Raw genomic sequence first — 13,668 nt, 5'->3', positions numbered from 1 at the left:
GCCCCGGAGGGCGCGGCCGGACGTCCCCGGCCCGCTCCGCAAAGCCTAGCCACCGCGCTCAGCGCAGGTGCTGATCAATCCGGTGGCGAAGCACCCCTGGTCATCAGGTATCGTTTACGTCGTTGCCAGGGAGCGCCGCCGGAAGGCGGAAAAAATGGCAGCAAATCTTGGCGGTGTGCCCGAGTGGCCAAAGGGAGCAGACTGTAAATCTGCCGGCTCAGCCTACCCAGGTTCGAACCCTGGCGCCGCCACGCGAGAGAGACCCCCGTTACTCGTAACGGGGGTCTTCTTCGCATTTCGTCCGGGCCGCCGCCCGCCGACCGCATCGTCGCGCCGGACACGTCGTTCACCAAGGGTGAAATGGACATCTGACACACGGGGGAAGATCGGCGGCGGGGTGCTCATCGCCCTGCTGGGAGCCGGCCTCCCGACACTGGTGGGGGCGGCGCTCGACACCCACGTGGGGAAGCCGTACCAGGAGACCAGGCTCTACTTCGGCACCGCGCGCCCCGGCGGACAGGGCCCGGTCGAGGAGCGCGAGTTCATGCGGTTCCTGGACCGGGAGATCACCCCCGCCTTCCCCGAGGGGCTGACCGTCCACGACGGGTACGGCCAATGGCGGGGCAGCGACGGCAAGGCCGTCCGCGAGACCTCCTACGAGGTGGTGCTGCTGTACCCCGAGAAGGAGGCCAAGGAGCGGAACACGCGCATCGAGCGGATCCGGCAGGCCTACGAGGACCAGTTCCGACAGGACTCGGTCGGGCGGTCGGACGACAAGGTGAGCGCCGAGTTCTGAGCCACCGGGCGGGACGGGTGGCGGGTGCTCAGTTGCCCGCCACGTCCTTGACCGCCACCGCCACCGGCGTCGATCCGGAAGTCAGCTCCAGCGTCAGGCCCGCGGTCGCCGGAGTCTCGATCAGCTCGGCCAGGACCGCCGCCACATCGTCCCGGGAGACCGTCCCGCGGCCCGTGTGCGCCTCCAGACGGACCAGGCCCGTACCGGCGTCGTCGACCAGCGAGCCGGGGCGCAGCACCGTCCACTCCAGACCCAGCCGGGTACGGACGTGGTCGTCGGCCTCGCCCTTGGCCCGCAGGTAGACGTCGAAGACGTCGTCACCCTCGTGCCACGCGTCGGCGCCCATCGAAGAGACCATCAGGAACCGTCGCACGCCCGCCCGTTCGGCCGCGTCGGCGAAGAGCACCGCCGCGGCCCGGTCCACGGTGTCCTTGCGCGCGATGCCGCTGCCGGGGCCGGCGCCGGCCGCGAACACCGCCGCGTCCGCGCCGTGCAGGATCCCGGCCACGTGCTCGACCGACGCCGACTCCAGATCGCACAGCACCGGTTCGGCGCCCGCCTCCCTGAGGTCGTCGCCCTGCGCGGGGTCGCGGATGATCCCCGCGACCTCGTACCCGCCCGCGGCGAGCAGGCGCTCCAGCCGCAGCGCGATCTGACCGTGTCCACCAGCGATGACGATGCGCATGTCCCGACCGTACGACGAGCCGGGCGCCCCCGCCCGCGACGGCGCGGGAAAGCTCAGGGTCCGGGCTCCGTACGGCCCTGCCGGGGCAGGTCCAGGGCCACCGCGACGGCGGAGTCGCAGTACTCCCGTACGGCACTCGTACGGGCTACGACGCGCCCGCGGTGGATCACGATGCGGCTGTACGCGAGGGACAGCACCCCCGCGATCCGGTCCCCGCGCACGGCGAGCAGCTCCGCCGGGAACCCGGCCTCCACCCGCACCTCCGGCAGGCCCATCGCCTCGCGGGCGCAGGCGCTGACCGACTCGTAGGCCTCCGCCGCCCGCAGGCCGCCCTGGGAGGCCAGCAGGTACGCGGCCTCCAGCGGGTCGCCCCGGCCGACCGGGTTCCCCGCGTCCCGCAGCGCCCCGCTGCCGGCCGAGACCCGCACCCCGGCGGCCCGCAGCAGCCGCACGGGCGCGGTGCGCAGCCCGCGGCGTTCCAGGGCCGCGCAGTCGCCCTGCGGGAGGCAGGTCACCCGTACGCCGGCCGCGGCCAGCTGGTCGGCGGCGCGGGTCGCCGCGTCGAGCGGGAGCCGGGACAGGCCGCCGCAGGGGCCGATGGTCACCCCGGGGCGCAGTCCGCCGGCCATGGCCGCGAGCCGGGAGAGGCGGGCCGGGTCGTCACCGTCCGTGTGCAGGTCCACGGGGCAGCCGTGCTCGCCGGCGAGATCGAGGACGGCTTCGAGGAAGCCGATCGGGTCGGGGTCCAGGTCGGGGCAGCCGCCGATCACCGAGGCGCCCATCTTGACCGCGTCCCGCAGCATGGCGAGCCCGTCCGCGCCGGCCACCCCGGTCAGCAGCCGGGGTACGGCCACGGTGGTCAGGTCGGCGAGGCCGCGCAGCGAGCGCCGTGCCTGGAGCACGGCCTCCAGCGGGCCGAGGCCGTGGACGTCGCCGATCCGCACGTGCGAGCGCACCGCCGTGGCGCCGTGGCCGAGCTGGAGCAGGGCGGCCTCGGTGGCCCGCCGCTGGACGTCGTCGGGGGCGTAGGACACGGGCCCCTCGCCGTCGGCGGTCAGGGCGGTGTCCCCGTGGGCGTGCGGCTCGGCGGGGGCGGGGAGCAGCAGATAGCCGCTGAGATCCACCCGGGACAGCGCGGGGGAGGGCAGGCTGCCCGATGTGCCGACGGCCTGGATGCGGCCGCCGCCGAGGCGGACGTCGACGGTCCGGCCATCGGTGAGGCGGGCCCCGGCGAGCAGCAGGGTGGTGGCTTCGGCGGCGGCCGCGTTACCGAGACCGCCGCTCTCGCCACGGCCGTTGCGCGGGGAGTGGGACGGCTGCTGCGGCGGGCTGTCGGACATCGCGCTCCTGCGGTGGCTCGGGCGGTTCCTGGGCCTTTGGGCCGCGGCCGGGGGCTTGGGGCCCGGGGGCCGGCAGCCGGGGCTCCTGACCTGCGGCTCGCGACCCATGGCTCGCGATCCGTGGCCCAAGATCACGCAGCGTGCTCAGAGCCTAGGGCGCGGGGCACCTCGCTTCAGGGAAGAGCGCAATAGTCGTACCGGTGTGGTGCGCGGGTGGGTGGGTGCGGGCGGGTGCGACCGGGTGGGGGCGGGTGCGGGCGGGTGCCACGGTGGGTTGAGTGGGCCGGTGCGTGGGCCGGCGTCCGAGTGCTGCGGCGGGCCGGAGTGACCCCGGACACATTTGGGGTGGGAATGGGGGGTGGGGCGGCCTCGGGGCCGATCGAGAAGGACGGCCGGACCCCCTCGGAGCCCTGTCCCCCCAAAGGATTTGGGCGATGGGCGGGCAACCGTGTAATGTCTTCATCGCTCGCCCCAATAGCTCAGTCGGTAGAGCGTCTCCATGGTAAGGAGAAGGTCTGCGGTTCGATTCCGCATTGGGGCTCTGGTGAGAGAGGTTCCCCACCCTCGGGTGGGGAGCTGATCACATCAAAGCGGCGTAGCTCAGTCGGTAGAGCAAGCGGCTCATAATCGCTGTGTCACCGGTTCAAGTCCGGTCGCCGCTACACCCAGTAGCCGATTGCGGGGTCGGTCTCCCGATCGGCTACTCTTTTATGCGTTCATCCGTCCCCATCCGTCAAGGAGCACTCACGTGGCTGCCACCGACGTCCGCCCGAAGATCACGCTGGCCTGCGTGGAGTGCAAGGAGCGGAACTACATCACCAAGAAGAACCGGCGTAACAACCCGGACCGCATGGAGATGAAGAAGCACTGCCCGCGCTGCAACTCGCACACCGCGCACCGCGAGACCCGCTGACCCCAGCGGCGTCTCGAAATACAGGCAACGTCATGAGGTCGTCCCCTTAACGGGGGGCGGCCTCGTGTCGTTTCCGAGTGTCCGGCCCGGTTGGTCGTCTGCGGTCTTGGCCGTCCGCCGTCTTGTCCTTGTGATGCATCTGTTTCTTTGTGGAGGTAGTGAGTCATGGCTCTCGACCAGTCCTTCGTGGGGCGGAGCTACCCGCCCACCGATCCGTATGAGGTCGGCCGGGAGAAGATCCGCGAGTTCGCGGTCGCGGTGGGTGACGCCAATCCCGTCTACACGGACCCCGAAGCCGCCAAGGCGTACGGCTACTCCGATGTGATCGCGCCGCCGACCTTTGTGTTCGCCATCACTTTCGCGGCGGCGAGCCAGGTCATCGAGGACCCGCAGCTGGGGCTGGACTACAGCCGCGTCGTGCACGGCGACCAGAAGTTCGCCTACTCCCGTCCGGTGCGCGCCGGCGACCGCCTCTCGGTGACCTCCACCATCGAGGCCGTGAAGTCGATGGCGGGCAACGACATCATCGACATCCGTGGCGAGGTCCACGACGAGACCGGTGAGCACGTGGTGACGGCATGGACGAAGCTCGTCTCCCGCGCCCCCGAGGAGGCCTGACATGGCAGCGCAGATCCAGTACGACGATGTCGAGGTCGGCACCGAACTGCCGGCGGCCTCCTTCCCCGTGACGCGCGCCACGCTGGTGCGGTACGCGGGTGCCTCCGGTGACTTCAACCCGATCCACTGGAACGAGAAGTTCGCCAAGGAGGTCGGGCTGCCGGACGTCATCGCGCACGGCATGTTCACCATGGCCGAGGCGATCCGCGTGGTCACCGACTGGGTCGGCGACCCGGGCGCGGTGGTCGAGTACGGCGTGCGCTTCACGAAGCCGGTCGTCGTCCCGAACGACGACCAGGGCGGGCTGATCGAGGTCACGGCCAAGGTCGCGGCGAAGCTCGACGACAAGCGGGTCCGCGTGGACCTGACGGCGATGAGCGCGGGCCAGAAGGTCCTGGGCATGTCGCGCGCGGTGGTCGCGCTGGGCTGAGGGCTGGGCCCTCACCGCATTGGGGTGGTGCCCTTGGGTTGCGGCCTCGGGGCTGCCGCCCTTGGGCGTGCCGCATTGGGGCGCCGCCCTCGGGGTGCCGCCCTCGGGGTGCCGCCTTGGGGTGCCGCCTTGGGGTGGTCAACGGCGGGGCGGGCCGGGATGCCCGACCCTGCTCCGGTGGGGCGCGCCCCGCCTCGGCCCGCTCCGCCCATCTCCCGGACCGGGCCGGCGGCCACCCTGCTCCAAACGCCGACCACACGAGCCTCGGCGGGGAATGGGCTCCTCAGATCGCTACGCGCTTCTCCGCGACGGCGTCTGAACCGCGTCCGGGGCTGGTCCACGGCACCACGGATCGCCACGTGCTCCTCCATGACGGCGCCTGCCCCCCGTCTGGCTGGTCGTGAGCCGTGACGGATCGTGCCGTGTGCCTGCTCGTCCTTGCCCTTGACTTAGTTAGTGATTGAGCACTAACTTCGAATCATGGCAAGGATGAGTGCGGAAGAGCGGCGTGAGAGCGTCATTCGTGCGGCGATGCACGAGTTCGCGCGTGGGGGCTACCACGGGACCTCCACCGAGGCGATCGCCAAGCGGGTGGGGGTTTCGCAGCCGTATCTGTTCCGGCTCTTCCCGAACAAGCTCGCGATCTTCCTCGCCGCCTCCGAGCGTTGCCTGCGCGACACCCGTGAGGTCTTCGCCGCCGCTTCCGAGGGGTTGCGGGGGGAGGAGGCCAAGCAGGCCATGGCCAATGCGTACACCCGGCTCATCGCCGAGGATCCGGACAAGCTCCAGATGCAGCTCCAGATGTACGTCACCGTCGCCGCCGCCGAGGCGGCCGGTGATCGCGAGCTCGGTGAGCTCGTGCGGAAGGGGTGGATGGAGCTCTGGGACACGGTCCACGTGCCCTTCGGCTGGGACGCGAAGGAGGCCACGACCTTCATGGCATACGGGATGTTGATCAACACCCTGGCCGCCATGGGTTTCCCGCCCGAGCACCGGGTTTGGGAGGGGCTGTACCCCGAGGCTCGGGAGAAGGGTCGCCTGGAGGCGTAGGGGCGGGGCTTCGGCCCTGGGTGCGGCTCGGTTGTGGGCGCGGAAGTTAGTCAGTGATAACTAACAAGTAGGGGGAAGCGTGAACACGCAAGACGGCAAACTCCGGGGGCCCGCTGTGTGGGCGCTCGTCATCACCGGCGTCGCCAGCTTCATGGCCGCCCTCGACAACCTCGTCGTGACCACCGCCCTCCCCGCCATCCGGGCCGACCTGGGCGGCAAGTTGGAGGACCTGGAGTGGACGGTGAACGCCTACACGCTCACCTTCGCCGTCCTGCTGCTGTTCGGCTCCGCCCTCGGGGACCGGTTCGGGCGGCGCAAGCTGTTCATCGTGGGGCTCACGGTGTTCACCGGCGCCTCCGCGGCGGCCGCGCTCTCGTCCGGGATCGACGCCCTCATCGCCGCCCGTGCCGTCCAGGGCGTCGGCGCCGCGATCATGATGCCGCTCACCCTGACCCTGCTCACCGCCGCAGTGCCGGCGGCCCGGCGCGGGATGGCCCTCGGGATCTACGGCGCCGTCACCGGCCTCGCCGTCGCCAGCGGGCCCCTCATCGGCGGCAGCCTCACCGAGCACATCTCCTGGCAGTGGATCTTCTGGCTCAACGTGCCGATCGGGCTCGCGCTCATACCGCTCGCCCGGCTCCGGCTCGCAGAATCGACCGCCCCCGGCTCCCGTCTTGACGTTCCCGGCACCCTGCTCGTCAGCGGCGGGCTCTTCGGCATCGTCTACGCCCTGGTCAACGCCAACTCCAAGGGCTGGACCAGCGCACCCGTGCTCAGCGGGCTGATCGTCGGCGCCGCGCTGGTCGGCGGGTTCGTGCTGCACGGCTTCAAGAGCGCGAACCCCATGCTTCCCATGAGGCTCTTCCGCAGCCGCGGCTTCCTCGGGATCAACCTGGCCAGCCTGCTCATGTTCCTGGGCATGTTCGGCTCGATCTTCCTGCTCAGCCAGTTCCTCCAGGGCGTCGCGGGCTACTCGCCGACCGAGGCCGGGCTGCGGATGCTCCCCTGGACCGGTATGCCGATGATCGTCGCCCCCGTCGCCGGCATCCTCTCCGACCGCATCGGCGGCCGCCCCGTCGTCGCCGCCGGGCTCGCGCTGCAGGCCCTCGGCCTCGGCTGGTTCGCCGCGATCCTGAGCGCCGACGTCTCGTACGCCGCCCAGCTGCCCGCGCTGATCCTCAGCGGGATCGGAATGGCCCTCTACTTCGCCCCCGCCGCCAACGTCCTGATGTCCACCGTGGCCCCCGCCGACCAGGGCAAGGCCTCCGGCACCAACAACGCCCTGCGGGAGGTCGGCGGAGCCCTCGGCGTGGCCGTCCTGGCCTCGGTCTTCTCCGCACAGGGCGGCTACGAGTCCCCGCAGGCCTTCACCGACGGCACCGTCCCGGCCCTGTGGATCGGCGCGGCCGCCGTGGCCCTGGCCGCCGGCCTCGCCCTGCTCCTGCCGCGCAAGGGCGCTTCCTCCCCCGCCCCGGCCCACGCCGTCGGCGAGGCGTCGGGCCGGTCGCCGGAGAAGGTCTCCGCGATCCGCTGACCAGACCGCAGATGTACTGCCCAAACTCAAGTTGAGCCCCTTACTCTTCGATCAATCCGAGCGAAGGAGTGTTCGCCATGCCCGACATCCCCTGGTCGACGCCCACCCAGGCCGCCCCCGACGCCGAGGTCTACGTCATGGCCTCCCGCTTCGAGACCGCGACCCTCGCCGGAGCGTTCAAGTTCTTCCTCAAGGCACCCGGCATCATCGGACAGATCCGCAAGGCCCCCGGAGCCCACGGCACCGCCCTCCGGGCCCGGGTCTTCGGCCGCACCTTCCTGACCCTCTCCGCCTGGGAGGACCGGGACGCGCTCTACCGCTTCGCCCGCAGCGAGCCCCACCGGTCCAGCTCCCGCGCCGCCAGCGCGTACATGAAGGAATCCGCCTTCACCTTCTGGACCGTACGGGCCTCCGAACTGCCCATCGGCTGGGAGGAGGCGGAGCGCCGCCTCGCCGAGGAGAAGTCGCGCTCCTGAGCCGCGGTCCGTGGCCCCGCAGGGATGCGAGGGGCACGGACCGTACTCTTGTCCACGTGCAGGAACTCCACGACGCCCCCCTCGCCCCGCTGACCACCTTCCGCCTCGGTGGCCCCGCCAGTCGCCTGGTGACCGCGACCACCGACGCCGAGGTGATCGCCGCCGTCCGCGCCGCGGACGAGAGCGGCACCCCGCTCCTGGTCATCGGAGGCGGCAGCAACCTGGTCATCGGCGACCGGGGCTTCGAGGGCACCGCCCTGCGCATCGCGACCACCGGCTACACCCTCGACGGCACCACCCTGGAGCTCGCCGCCGGCGAGAACTGGAGCGACGCCGTCGCCCGCACCGTCGAGGCGGGCCTGGCCGGAATCGAATGCCTCGCCGGAATCCCCGGCTCCGCCGGTGCGACCCCGATCCAGAACGTCGGGGCGTACGGCCAGGAGGTCTGCGACACCATCACCGAGGTCGTCGCCTACGACCGCACACGGGGCGAGACGGTCACGCTGAGCGCCGCCGAGTGCGCGTTCACGTACCGCAACAGCCTCTTCAAGCACCAGCCCGAGCGGTACGTCGTCCTGCGGGTCCGCTTCGCCCTGGAAGACGCCGGCGGGCTCTCCGCGCCGATCAAGTACCCCGAGACCGCCCGCGCCCTCGGCGTCGAGGCCGGAGACCGGGTCCCGGCCGCCGTCGCGCGGGAGACCGTGCTGCGCCTGCGCGCCGGGAAGGGCATGGTCCTCGACCCCGCCGACCACGACACCTGGTCGGCCGGCTCGTTCTTCCACAACCCGATCCTGACCGACGAGGCCTACGCCGCCTTCCTCGCCCGCGTCCAGGACCGCCTCGGCGCCGACACCACCCCGCCCGCCTACCCCGCGGGTGAGGGCCGCACGAAGACCAGCGCGGCCTGGCTGATCGACAAGGCCGGCTTCACCAAGGGCTACGGCACCGGCCCGGCGCGCATCTCCACCAAGCACACCCTCGCCCTGACCAACCGCGGCGAGGCCACCACCGAGGACCTCCTCACCCTGGCCCGCGAGGTCGTCGCGGGCGTCCACGCGGCCTTCGGCGTCACCCTGGTCAACGAACCGGTGACGGTCGGCGTCAGCATCTGAGGAGTCCCGGCCGCCCATGCTCTGTCCCCTGCACGGGGCCGGTACGGACCCCACTCGTCTCGTGGGGCGCACGCTCAGCCGAGTCGTCGCGTCCTGGCACGTCAGCGACGGCGAGCGCTCCGAGGCCCCCCTCGACGTCTGGCTGATCGACAGCGTCGGCGACTCCATCCGGATCACGACCGGCTCAGACCAGTGCCTGATCGTGGAGTCCGCGCCGCCGCACGAGCCCTACGACATGGGGGAGTGGGGCCGCATCGAGGTCGGAGAGGACCTCGGCGACCACCCGTTCCTGCGCCACCTCGGCGAGACCGTCGCCTCGGTCGCCGAGTTCGCGCTGCCCGAACAGGGACGCACCCACCTGGAGATCGGCTTCCCCGACGGGGGCCGGGTGCGCGCCGACTGCCACGACGGGGACCTGCGGCTCACCCGGTGATCAGGACGCCAGCCAGTGGTCGATCCCGGCCAGCAGCTTGGCCTGTACGTCCTCCGCCGCGGCCGAAGCGCGCACCGACTGGCGGGCCAGCTCGGCGAGCTCCGCGTCCGTGAAGCCGTGGTGCCGGCGGGCGATCTCGTACTGGGCCGCGAGCCGGGACCCGAACAGGAGCGGGTCGTCGGCGCCGAGCGCCATCGGCACGCCCGCCTCGAAGAGCGTGCGCAGGGGCACGTCCTCGGGCCGCTCGTACACCCCGAGCGCCACGTTGGAGGCCGGGCAGACCTCGCAGGTGATCTGCCGGTCCGCGAGCCGCTTGAGCAGCCGGGGGTCCTCCGCGGCCCGTACGCCGTGCCCGATGCGGGCGGCGTGCAGATCGTCGATGCAGTCCCGGACCGAGGACGGGCCGGTGAGCTCACCGCCGTGCGGGGCGGCGAGGAGGCCGCCCTCGCGGGCGATGGCGAAGGCCCGGTCGAAGTCGCGGGCCATGCCGCGGCGCTCGTCGTTGGAGAGCCCGAAACCGACGACGCCGCGGTCGGCGTAGCGGACGGCCAGGCGGGCGAGGGTGCGGGCGTCGAGGGGGTGCTTCATGCGGTTGGCGGCGATCAGGACCCGCATGCCGAGGCCGGTTTCCCGGGACGCGGAGTCGACGGCGTCGAGGATCAGTTCGACGGCCGGGATCATCCCGCCGAGGAGGGGCGCGTAGGAGGTGGGATCCACCTGGATCTCCAGCCAGCCGCTGCCGTCCCGTACGTCCTCCTCCGCGGCCTCGCGCACGAGGCGGTGGATGTCCTCGGGCTCCCGGAGGCAGGAGCGGGCGGCGTCGTAGAGCCGTTGGAAGCGGAACCAGCCGCGCTCGTCGGTGGCGCGCAGCTTCGGCGGCTCGCCTGCGGTGAGGGCGTCCGGGAGGCGGACGCCGTACTTGTCGGCGAGCTCCAGGAGGGTCGATGGGCGCATCGAGCCGGTGAAGTGCAGGTGGAGGTGGGCCTTCGGCAGAAGCGTGAGATCGCGGGGGTGCTCCATTTGGCGATCCTGCCGTACCGCTGCGCCGGGCGGGAGGGGGTTTTACCTTTTGGGGGCTTGCCCGTACGCATGCGCGGGGCTCCCTGGTGCTGCGCCGTTGCCGGGGGCGCTGCCCCCGGACCCCCGGTCCTCAAACGCCGGACGGGCTGAAATTGCCCTGCGGGCACTCCAGCCTCGCCGGCGTTTGAGGCGCGGGGTCTGGGGCGAAGCCCCAGGGAACGGTGGAAGGGCGGGTAGGGGACCTGCTCCGCGCAGCGGCCGGGGGCGGGCCCGGCCCGGGAATGACTGAGCGGCGGCCTCCCGGGAGGGGAGGGCGCCGCTCAGGGGGCTGGGGGCCGGGTCAGGCCTAGGCCTTGGCCTCCGCCAGGAGCTTCTGGATGCGGGAGACGCCTTCCACCAGGTCCTCGTCGCCCAGGGCGTACGACAGGCGGAGGTAGCCCGGCGTGCCGAAGGCCTCGCCCGGGACGACCGCGACCTCGACCTCGTCCAGGATCAGGGCCGCGAGCTCGACGGAGGTCTGCGGGCGCTTGCCGCGGATCTCCTTGCCGAGGATGTCCTTGACCGCCGGGTAGACGTAGAAGGCACCCTCGGGAGTCGGGCAGAAGACGCCGTCGATCTCGTTCAGCATCCGCACCATCGTCTGGCGGCGGCGGTCGAAGGCGGTGCGCATCTCGTGGACGGCCTCCAGGTCGCCGGAGACGGCGGCCAGCGCCGCGACCTGGGCCACGTTGGAGACGTTGGAGGTGGCGTGCGACTGCAGGTTGGTCGCGGCCTTCACGACGTCGCGGGGGCCGATGATCCAGCCCACGCGCCAGCCGGTCATCGCGTACGTCTTGGCGACGCCGTTGACGACGATGCACTTGTCGGCCAGCTCGGGGACGATCGCCGGCAGGGAGACGAACTTCGCGTCGCCGTAGACCAGGTGCTCGTAGATCTCGTCCGTCAGGACCCACAGGCCGTGCTCGACGGCCCAGCGGCCGATCGCCTCGGCGTCGGCCTCGCTGTAGACCGCGCCCGTCGGGTTGGACGGGGAGACGAACAGGACGACCTTCGTGCGCTCGGTGCGGGCCGCTTCGAGCTGCTCGACGGAGACGCGGTAGCCGGTGGTCTCGTCGGCGACGACCTCGACCGGGACACCGCCGGCGAGACGGATGGACTCCGGGTACGTGGTCCAGTAGGGAGCCGGGACGATGACCTCGTCACCCGGGTCGAGGATGGCCGCGAAGGCCTCGTAGATCGCCTGCTTGCCACCGTTGGTCACCAGGACCTGCGACGCGTCGACCTCGTAGCCGGAGTCGCGCAGCGTCTTGGCGGCGATGGCGGCCTTCAGCTCGGGCAGACCGCCGGCCGGCGTGTAGCGGTGGTACTTCGGGTTGCGGCAGGCCTCGACCGCGGCCTCGACGATGTAGTCCGGGGTCGGGAAGTCGGGCTCGCCCGCGCCGAAGCCGATCACCGGGCGCCCGGCGGCCTTGAGGGCCTTGGCCTTGGCGTCGACGGCGAGGGTGGCGGACTCGGAGATGGCGCCGATACGGGCGGAGACGCGGCGCTCGGAGGAAGGCGTTGCAGAGGTCATGCGGGCAATCGTCCCAGACGCCAAACAGGCGCCGCACACCGTTTCAGTCACCGGACCGCGGGATGGCCGGATGACCTCCCGGACGGTGCTGTTCGACGTCAGGGCCCGGTTCACGTACACTCACCTGTCGTTGGACCTCGCCGACCGCTGCAGAGCGTGAGCACTCCGTGCACTCGCCCGGATGCGGTAGGTTGGGGGACGCAAAGGGTCGTAGCTCAATTGGTAGAGCACTGGTCTCCAAAACCAGCGGTTGGGGGTTCGAGTCCCTCCGGCCCTGCTCCACACTCCAATTCTTCGGATGTGTGTGCGCAGGTACGTACTTCGATGCAACGCCGTGCGGCGCAACCGGGCGCGGTACGGCCACGACCCGGATTCAGGTGAGAGACGTGACGGACGCCCTGGGCTCCATCGACATGCCTGACGCCGAGGACGAGACGCGCGAGAAGAAGGCCCGCAAGGGCGGCAAGCGCGGCAAGAAGGGTCCTCTGGGCCGGCTCGCGCTGTTCTACCGCCAGATCATCGCGGAACTCCGCAAGGTTGTCTGGCCCACTCGCAACCAGCTCACGACGTACACCACCGTGGTGATTGTCTTCGTCGTCATCATGATCGGTCTGGTGACCGTGATTGACTTCGGGTTCGAGAAAGCCATCAAGTTCGTCTTCGGCTGATCCCCGCGGGGGGCGGCGCCTTGATGGTGTCGCCCGTTTTCGCATGTTCCACCACCTTTTGTATCCAGGAAGAAGCAGCCACCGTGTCTGACCCGAACCTGAACGCGAGCCACGACTCCGTCGAGTCCGTCGAGGACGCGCTCGACATCGTCGAGGCGGCGGACGCTGTGGACCCCGACGAGGCCGAGCTCGCCGACGCCGAGGCGGGTGTCGCCGCCGAAGAGGCCGCGCTGCACGTCGAGGACGAGGGTGACGTCGACGCCGAGGTCGAGGACGACGCCGAGGTCGAGCCGGCTGCCGACGAGGCGGACGAGGACGACGAGGCCGAGGAAGAGGCCGACGTCGAGGCCGAGCCCGCCGAGCCCGTCGACCCCATCCAGGCCCTCCGCGACGAGCTGCGCCTGCTCCCCGGCGAGTGGTACGTCATCCACACCTACGCGGGCTACGAGAAGCGCGTGAAGGCCAACCTGGAGCAGCGTGCCGTCTCGCTGAACGTCGAGGAGTTCATCTACCAGGCCGAGGTGCCCGAGGAAGAGATCGTCCAGATCAAGAACGGCGAGCGCAAGAACGTCCGGCAGAACAAGCTGCCCGGTTACGTTCTCGTCCGCATGGATCTGACGAACGAGTCCTGGGGCGTCGTCCGCAACACGCCCGGTGTCACCGGCTTCGTCGGCAACGCGTACGACCCCTACCCGCTGACCCTGGACGAGATCGTCAAGATGCTCGCGCCGGAGGCCAAGGAGAAGGCCGACAAGGCCGCCGCCGAGGCCGCGGGCCTGCCGGCCCCCGCCGTCAAGCGCACCATCGAGGTCCTGGACTTCGAGGTCGGCGACTCGGTCACCGTCACCGACGGTCCGTTCGCGACGCTGCAGGCGACGATCAACGAGATCAACCCGGACTCGAAGAAGGTCAAGGGCCTCGTCGAGATCTTCGGTCGCGAGACCCCGGTCGAGCTCAGCTTCGACCAGATCCAGAAGAACTAGGGATCTTCTGGGCCCACGCTTCCGGACAGGTCAGATC

At 71.1% G+C, this 13,668-nt stretch carries 15 protein-coding genes and 4 tRNA genes; 15 read left to right on the top strand and 4 right to left on the bottom strand.

All coding sequences use genetic code 11. From position 1 onward, the window contains the following. Nucleotides 1-169 precede the first annotated feature (169 nt). A tRNA-Tyr gene (locus ACFYYJ_RS23720) sits at nucleotides 170-251 on the top strand. A 104-nt stretch (nucleotides 252-355) separates the two neighbouring features. Next, nucleotides 356-796, top strand: a complete 441-nt coding sequence (locus ACFYYJ_RS23715; RefSeq protein ID WP_385130775.1) for a DUF3574 domain-containing protein — start codon at nucleotides 356-358, stop codon at nucleotides 794-796. Nucleotides 797-824: 28 nt separating this feature from the next. Here the strand turns inward: ACFYYJ_RS23715 and ACFYYJ_RS23710 are convergent, their stop codons facing one another. Together ACFYYJ_RS23710 and ACFYYJ_RS23705 are read right to left on the bottom strand one after the other, a co-directional pair. Beyond that, nucleotides 825-1,481, bottom strand: a complete 657-nt coding sequence (locus tag ACFYYJ_RS23710) for an SDR family oxidoreductase (protein WP_385130772.1) — start codon at nucleotides 1,479-1,481, stop codon at nucleotides 825-827. Between the two features lie 53 nt (nucleotides 1,482-1,534). Further along, complete coding sequence (locus tag ACFYYJ_RS23705; protein ID WP_389135121.1) at nucleotides 1,535-2,821, bottom strand: amidohydrolase family protein; 1,287 nt, start codon at nucleotides 2,819-2,821, stop codon at nucleotides 1,535-1,537. 468 nt (nucleotides 2,822-3,289) lie between these two features. Here ACFYYJ_RS23705 and ACFYYJ_RS23700 point away from each other — a divergent pair. The 10 genes from ACFYYJ_RS23700 (at nucleotide 3,290) to ACFYYJ_RS23655 (ending at nucleotide 9,387) form a co-directional block, all read left to right on the top strand. Continuing rightward, nucleotides 3,290-3,362, top strand: a tRNA-Thr gene (locus tag ACFYYJ_RS23700). A gap of 48 nt (nucleotides 3,363-3,410) precedes the next feature. Continuing rightward, nucleotides 3,411-3,483, top strand: a tRNA-Met gene (locus ACFYYJ_RS23695). An 86-nt stretch (nucleotides 3,484-3,569) separates the two neighbouring features. Further along, nucleotides 3,570-3,734 (top strand): 50S ribosomal protein L33, encoded by a 165-nt coding sequence (rpmG, locus tag ACFYYJ_RS23690; RefSeq protein ID WP_007265873.1) that lies wholly within the window; start codon nucleotides 3,570-3,572, stop codon nucleotides 3,732-3,734. 165 nt (nucleotides 3,735-3,899) lie between these two features. Continuing rightward, on the top strand, nucleotides 3,900-4,352 hold the full coding sequence (locus ACFYYJ_RS23685) for a MaoC family dehydratase N-terminal domain-containing protein (protein ID WP_384590686.1): 453 nt from the start codon (nucleotides 3,900-3,902) through the stop codon (nucleotides 4,350-4,352). A 1-nt stretch (nucleotide 4,353) separates the two neighbouring features. After that, nucleotides 4,354-4,782 carry a MaoC family dehydratase gene (locus ACFYYJ_RS23680; protein ID WP_385130767.1) on the top strand — a complete coding sequence of 143 codons (429 nt, stop codon included), beginning with the start codon at nucleotides 4,354-4,356 and terminating at the stop codon, nucleotides 4,780-4,782. Nucleotides 4,783-5,262: 480 nt separating this feature from the next. Next, nucleotides 5,263-5,832, top strand: coding sequence for a TetR/AcrR family transcriptional regulator (locus ACFYYJ_RS23675; protein ID WP_385130764.1), 570 nt, complete (start codon nucleotides 5,263-5,265; stop codon nucleotides 5,830-5,832). A gap of 79 nt (nucleotides 5,833-5,911) precedes the next feature. Further along, the gene (locus ACFYYJ_RS23670) at nucleotides 5,912-7,366 is read left to right on the top strand and encodes a DHA2 family efflux MFS transporter permease subunit (protein ID WP_389135115.1); all 1,455 of its coding nucleotides are present in this window, start codon (nucleotides 5,912-5,914) and stop codon (nucleotides 7,364-7,366) included. A gap of 77 nt (nucleotides 7,367-7,443) precedes the next feature. Next, complete coding sequence (locus ACFYYJ_RS23665) at nucleotides 7,444-7,842, top strand: DUF3291 domain-containing protein (RefSeq protein WP_385130824.1); 399 nt, start codon at nucleotides 7,444-7,446, stop codon at nucleotides 7,840-7,842. Further along, on the top strand, nucleotides 7,839-8,954 hold the full coding sequence (locus ACFYYJ_RS23660; RefSeq protein ID WP_385130823.1) for a UDP-N-acetylmuramate dehydrogenase: 1,116 nt from the start codon (nucleotides 7,839-7,841) through the stop codon (nucleotides 8,952-8,954). The genes ACFYYJ_RS23665 and ACFYYJ_RS23660 overlap by 4 nt, the downstream gene beginning before the upstream one ends. Nucleotides 8,955-8,970: 16 nt before the next feature. Next, a complete protein-coding gene (locus ACFYYJ_RS23655) occupies nucleotides 8,971-9,387 on the top strand; it encodes a hypothetical protein (RefSeq protein ID WP_385130759.1) in 417 nt (138 codons plus the stop codon). On the opposite strand, the gene ACFYYJ_RS23650 is transcribed toward ACFYYJ_RS23655, so the two are convergent. Together ACFYYJ_RS23650 and ACFYYJ_RS23645 are read right to left on the bottom strand one after the other, a co-directional pair. Further along, nucleotides 9,388-10,407, bottom strand: a complete 1,020-nt coding sequence (locus ACFYYJ_RS23650; protein ID WP_385363612.1) for an adenosine deaminase — start codon at nucleotides 10,405-10,407, stop codon at nucleotides 9,388-9,390. A gap of 346 nt (nucleotides 10,408-10,753) precedes the next feature. Beyond that, complete coding sequence (locus ACFYYJ_RS23645; RefSeq protein WP_385126295.1) at nucleotides 10,754-11,980, bottom strand: pyridoxal phosphate-dependent aminotransferase; 1,227 nt, start codon at nucleotides 11,978-11,980, stop codon at nucleotides 10,754-10,756. Nucleotides 11,981-12,184: 204 nt separating this feature from the next. Here ACFYYJ_RS23645 and ACFYYJ_RS23640 point away from each other — a divergent pair. From ACFYYJ_RS23640 to nusG, 3 genes are all read left to right on the top strand, one after another. After that, nucleotides 12,185-12,257, top strand: a tRNA-Trp gene (locus ACFYYJ_RS23640). 109 nt (nucleotides 12,258-12,366) lie between these two features. Beyond that, the gene (gene secE / locus ACFYYJ_RS23635) at nucleotides 12,367-12,648 is read left to right on the top strand and encodes a preprotein translocase subunit SecE (protein ID WP_030008443.1); all 282 of its coding nucleotides are present in this window, start codon (nucleotides 12,367-12,369) and stop codon (nucleotides 12,646-12,648) included. A gap of 83 nt (nucleotides 12,649-12,731) precedes the next feature. Then, nucleotides 12,732-13,631: a transcription termination/antitermination protein NusG gene (nusG, locus tag ACFYYJ_RS23630; protein WP_389135108.1), complete on the top strand. Its 900-nt coding sequence runs from the start codon at nucleotides 12,732-12,734 to the stop codon at nucleotides 13,629-13,631. Nucleotides 13,632-13,668 lie beyond the last annotated feature (37 nt).

This window comes from Streptomyces sp. NPDC002467, assembly GCF_042889825.1.
Lineage (GTDB): Bacteria > Actinomycetota > Actinomycetes > Streptomycetales > Streptomycetaceae > Streptomyces.
The sequence above is the reverse complement of the archived record's forward strand: the minus strand, read 5'-3'. Positions and strand labels throughout refer to the sequence as shown.